Source organism: Chthoniobacterales bacterium, assembly GCA_036569045.1.
Taxonomy (GTDB): Bacteria; Verrucomicrobiota; Verrucomicrobiia; order Chthoniobacterales; family JAATET01; genus JAATET01.
Genome location: DATCRI010000063.1, coordinates 1 through 5,399 on the forward strand (window position 1 = coordinate 1; position 5,399 = coordinate 5,399).

Genomic DNA, 5,399 nt, shown 5'->3' on the forward strand with positions numbered 1-5,399 from the left:
ACTCCCAGCCCGCCATAACCGGCAGCCGCAAAGCCATCGAGCAACAGCGCCTCGGTCGCAAATTTCAAAGCGTCGTCCAGCGCCTCGGGGCCGGACACGCGCACGGCGCGAATCCACGGCAGCGGGCTCGCCGCGCACATCTCCGGCGTTTCGTCGCCGTGAAACTGAATGGCATCGAAACAATCGGCGTCAGCGATGCGCGCCACGTCATCCGGCGACGCATTCACGACCACCGCGACGCGCGCGAGCGGCAGTTCACGCACCCAGTCACGCACGGCAGCGAGTTCCACGAAGCGCTTCGAGCCGGGGAAAAGATTGATCCCGATGGCGTCCGCGCCGGCATCCACGACCACCGCGGCGTCCGAGGGATTCGTCACGCCGCAGATTTTCACGCGCAGCGGTCCCGGCGAAAAAAACAGGTCGCTTTTCAAAACGGCGGCGGCGGCAGTTGTTTCACGAGCGCGGTCAGTCCGTGGTCCCAGCCCTCGCGGACGGATCGCAGCCACGGATCGTTGTCGAGCAGCACGGCGCGGCGGCGCACCTCCAGGCTGCCCGTCTCGTAGCAAAAGACCTCGAAGGGCGTGCCCACGGACACATTACTTTTCGCGGTCGCGTCGAGCGAAAGAATGCCGCAGCGCACAGCCTCGTCGAGCGGCGTCTCGAACGTGAAGGCGCGGTCGAGCAGCGGCTTGCCATACTTGAGCTCGCCGATCTGGAGGAATGGCGACTCGCGGCTCGCGTGGATCGCATTCCCCGGCGAGTAGATGCGGTAAATCTGCGGCGGCTGCCCGCCGATCTGCCCGCCGAGAATGAAATTCCCGTAGAAATCGAGATCCTCGTTTCGCATGGCGGGACCATCCTGCGCCCGCACCGTGCGCACCTTTTCTCCGACGTAGCGGACGGTCTCGTAGAGACTGGGACGATTCAGCAGGCACGGGCGCTTGCCCTCGGCGCCAGACTCCGCCATGTCGGCCTCGATGAGTTCGGCGACGGATTGCGTGAGCGACAGGTTCCCCGAGCTGAGCAGGCAGATCACGCGGTCGCCCTCGCGGGCATAGATGCGCATTTTCGGATGGATCGTGATGTTATCCACCCCGGCGCTCGTCCGGGAGTCGGAAAGGAACACGATCCCCTCACGGCAAAGGAGACTCAGGCAATAGGTCATGCGGAATTATCGCACGAATTCGCGGAGCGGCCCTATTTAATGACGCGGGCGTCGGCCTGCTTGATGCGAGGCGCGTGCGGACTTTCGTGGTGCGTGATCAGGCGGACCCGGCCGTCGCTCGCACGGAACACCGAACTCAACGCCCAGCTCGCGATGCTGATGATGATCGCCCCAAAAAATGCGTCCCAGAATCCGTTCACGTGAAACGGCGGCACGACGGACGAAACGAGCATGAGCAACAGCGCATTCACCACGAAAATGAACAGGCCCATCGTCACGATGATGAAGGGCAGACTGAGGAGCAGCAGGAACGGCCGCACGAAGGCATTCACAATGCCGAGGAGCAACGAGGCGCCGAGCAACGCCCCCGTGGAATCGTAGGAAATGCCGGGCAGCACCCAGGCCGCCGTCATCACCGCCAGCGTCGTGATAAACCAGCGGAGAAGAAAGGCTTGCATGGGGGCAAGCATAGTTTGGCGGGCGCGATTTTGAAGATTTATTTTGCCAAGCCGCAACCAGCTTTCTATTCCCAGTCGAAGGGGAAAATCATCATGCCAAAAGCAAAAAAATCCGAATCCGAGAAAGCCACCAAAGCAAAGCCGGCGAAAGCGGTGAAATCTCCGAAGGCGGAGAAAGCCGCTCCGGAGAAAAAGGCGAAGAAGAAGGCCAAGGCGGAACCCGTCGCGCCTGTCGAGCCCGCTGCTCCCGTCGTCGCTGTCGACATCGAGCCGGTCGTGAAGATCGTCAAGGCCGTCAAGAAGGCCGTCGTTCCAAAGCTGCCCAAGGTCGCTACGGAAATCGTTCTCTCGATCGAGGAAATCTCGCTGCGCGCCTACTTCATCGCCGAGCGCCGCCAGGCGATGGGCTGGGAAGGCAGCTCCGAGCAGGACTGGATCGAAGCCGAACGCCAGCTCAAGGCCGAGGCCAAAAAGAAGAAGAAGTAACCGGCACGCCGGCTACTTGATTTTGACGCGGCGACTTTCACCGTTGCCGCGAATCTCGGTCGCATACATGGCCTGCGCCGTCACCGGGAGGGCGGAGAAATCCCCCGCCAGCTCGGTGCGCAGGTCGTAGCGAATCGTCCACTCACCGGCCGGCAGCCGGCGGAGGAAAAACGCGACGGTGCGATCCCGCAGCTCGCAATAAACCGGCACGCGCCGGCCATCCGGCCCTTCGGCCGTGAGAAATTCGCCGCTGCGCACATCGACGGCCTCGAGCCCCGCGGGTTTTCGATCCTCGACCATCACGTATTCGAGATCGTTCTTCGCGGCGATCGTCAGCACGACCTCGATACGCTGGTCGGGCGCCGCCACCTCGTCGAGCTTCCACGGGATGCGGTCGAAGCGATACCCGTCGAGCAGCGTCAGCTGCGGAGCGTAGCGCAGGTAGTCGCGCTCCGCGGTCACTTCGTCGCCGGCCGCGGCTATCGGCTGCTCCTGCGTGAAAAATCGGGCTTGCGCCGAGAGATAGATAGGGCCGTCGCCGGCCGCGCGGTGCAGCTCGATGGAATTCGCTCCGTCGCGCAAAAACGAGGGATCGATCGGGAATCGAGACTCCCCCGAGAGCGCGGTCACATCCCGCGCCTCGGCCGCCTTCCGGCCGTTCACGAAAATCTCGAACGACGCCGCCCGGCCCAGCTCCTTCGTCGCGGCGAGATAGCGATCCATCGCGAGCACGGTGATCGCGGTATCCCGGGTGTTCGACCACTGCGCGCCGCGGCGATTTTTCACCAGCCAGCTCACCGCAGGCTCGATCAAGTCGCTGCCCGGATCCACCGCCAGCAGGGCCTGCAGTGCGAACGCCGTCGCCTCCACGCCGCCGTCCTGCCAGGCACGGAACATTCCGTCACTCCCCCAGTGCACCGCCGGCAAACCACCCTGCGTGTCGCGAACGGCGCCGTCCCGCAGATTGCGAACGAGCGTCTGCGCCTTGACGGTGTCGCCGAAATTCTGCGCCGCGAGCGTGAGCAGCGCGCGGCCGTAGGCGGTAAGCTGATCGCGCTTCTGCCACGCGTTGTCGAGCGCGGCGCGTTCCTCATCGGCGAGACGGCCGCCGGCCTCGCGCTGCGCGGCGAGCGCGTGCAGCAGCCACGCCTGCAAATTCGGGTCGTCCGTCGCATCAACGAGGTGTTGCCGCAACCAGGCGACGCCGCGATCGATCATTTGCAGGCGCACGGCCACGCCGGCTTGCTGCGCGAGCCGCAGGCCCCAGACGACGTAGGCCGTCATGAACGCGTCGCTTTCGCCCGCCTTCCACCATCCCCACGAACCGTCCGCCTTTTGAGCATCCGAGAGGCTGCCGAGTCCGCTCGCGATGGCGGCGTCGAGTTCCTCGAGACCGGCGGTGCCTTCCATCTTCGGGTGCGTCTTCGCAAGAAACTCGGGAGACACTCCGCCAAAAATTCGATTCGCCACGACGCCGCGATCGAGCCCGAGCGATTGCAGCGTGCGCGCGGTCACCGCCGCGGGAAGGAAGCGGCTCATCGTTTGCTCCACGCAGCCATGCGGGTAGCTCACGAGATACGGAAGGGCATCGAGCGCGGTGGCGGCGAGGCTGGGCGTCGCGGTCACGACTAGAGACTGCGAGCCCGCGCGCCGTTTGCCCGGCAGGGTGAGATCCCATTTCGTCGTCGCATCCGTCGCCTTCCCGGCGACGCCGAGCGACTGCTCGATGCCGTCGGGAAAAATCGGTAACTGCACCGCCACGCCGTCGTTGGCGCTGTCCGCGACGGCGGTGAGCGTCAATCGCGCGACGCCAGAATTCGACGCCCACAGGCTCCACACGGCCCGCGCGTCCCTGCCCGACGGAATCTCCAGCGCCTGCATCCGCGGCGCGCCGACCAATCCCTCGACGCGGAGATTGGTCTTCGCCTTGATCGCCTCGGAGGTGCGGTTGTTCACCACCGCGGCAATCTGCACCTGATCACCGTCCACGAGGAATCGCGGAGCCTGCATCCGCGCGATGAGAGACTTCGTCGCCGTCGTGGTCGTCTCGGCGAACCCGAATTCCTCGCCGGCCGACGAGCCGCGCACCACGGCGCGCCAGGTCGTCAGCGAGTCCGGATATTTGAATTTCACGATCGCGACGCCGTCTTCGTCAGTCACGATTCCCGGCTGCCAGAGCGCGGTCGCGGTGAAATTCGAGCGAACGGCAACCGGCGTCTCCCCGGCCACTTCCGCAAGGGCAACCGACTCGACATCCTGCGGCGCCGTCTGCCCGCCAGCCATCGAGCGCATCATCGTCTTCTCCAACGGCTGAGCGTTATCCTTCTCGAGATCGCTGGCCCGCAAAAAGGGCATCGCCGAGACCGAGCTGACGGGATCGCCCAGCGAATCACGCGACTCGCCGAGGAAGAAATCCACGGGGCTGCCCGTGTAGTCCTCCTGGATCGCGGAAATCGCCTCGTCTGTGACCGAGACGGCGAATTCGCCACGCACCGGGGCTCCCTCGGCATCTCGCACTTTCAGGCGAAGCGAGCCGTCGCCACCAGGCAGGATCTTCGCGGCATCCGCACGCAGATCGATCACCAGCGCATTCTGCACCGGCGGGAACTTGATCTCCCGGGTGTCGGCAAAAAATTCGAGTCCGCGCATTGCTGCGCCCGTCACGAAAACATTCGGCACATAGCGAGGGTCGCGATCGAGCTCGACGAGCTTCGATTTGCCGTCGACGTGCACGACCTCGCTGCGAAACAGATTTCCGCCGGCATGGACGAGCAGCAGGACGTCGCGATTCGCGGTGTCGGTCGTCACGAGCACCGGCACCTTGTCGGCACCAGCCGGCGCAGAGGGATCGCAAATAATCTCCACGCCGCCCGAGCGATAACCGGTGCTTCCGCCCTCCGTCGCACTCGCCCACACATCCGTTTCCGCGATGACCGGCGGCCCGTTTCCGTCCGGGCTCGACCACGCCACGCGGTAAAATCCCGCGCTCTGCGGCCGGAAGCCATAGCTGCCGAGGCCTTGGTCGTTCGTCTTCACCTCGTCGCGGGCGACCTCCTCGCGGGAATACTCCTGCTTCACGAGCCGCCAGCCGAACTCCGTGGGCGGAAACACGCCGAGCTTCAGTTTTTCCAGTTCCTCGCCGGAGACCTCTCGCCCCTGCGGGTCCCGCCACACTTCGGTCCAGCGCAGGCGGGAAATCGTGAGCGCTCCTGTCGCCGCGGTCGGCCGATCGTTTCCATCGCGCGCCGTGACGGAAATCTTCACGGTGTCCTTCGGCTGCACGACCCGCC

Annotated in this window: 5 protein-coding genes; 1 reads left to right on the forward strand and 4 read right to left on the reverse strand. The window is 64.9% G+C overall.

Going from position 1 to position 5,399, the window contains the following annotated elements; translation table 11 throughout:
- The 3 genes from VIM61_11995 to VIM61_12005 all read right to left on the reverse strand — a co-directional run.
- Window positions 1-377: phosphoribosylanthranilate isomerase (locus VIM61_11995; GenBank protein HEY8901124.1), on the reverse strand; the 377-nt coding region annotated here is incomplete at its 3' end.
- A gap of 50 nt (window positions 378-427) precedes the next feature.
- Entirely contained in the window at window positions 428-1,165 is a 738-nt protein-coding gene (locus VIM61_12000) for a hypothetical protein (GenBank protein HEY8901125.1), read from the reverse strand.
- Between the two features lie 32 nt (window positions 1,166-1,197).
- Window positions 1,198-1,635: a phage holin family protein gene (locus VIM61_12005; protein HEY8901126.1), complete on the reverse strand. Its 438-nt coding sequence runs from the start codon at window positions 1,633-1,635 to the stop codon at window positions 1,198-1,200.
- A gap of 81 nt (window positions 1,636-1,716) precedes the next feature.
- Between VIM61_12005 and VIM61_12010 the strand changes: the two genes are divergently transcribed.
- A complete protein-coding gene (locus VIM61_12010) occupies window positions 1,717-2,109 on the forward strand; it encodes a DUF2934 domain-containing protein (GenBank protein HEY8901127.1) in 393 nt (130 codons plus the stop codon).
- Between the two features lie 12 nt (window positions 2,110-2,121).
- Here the strand turns inward: VIM61_12010 and VIM61_12015 are convergent.
- On the reverse strand, window positions 2,122-5,399 hold a 3,278-nt coding region (locus VIM61_12015; protein HEY8901128.1), incomplete at its 5' end, for an alpha-2-macroglobulin family protein.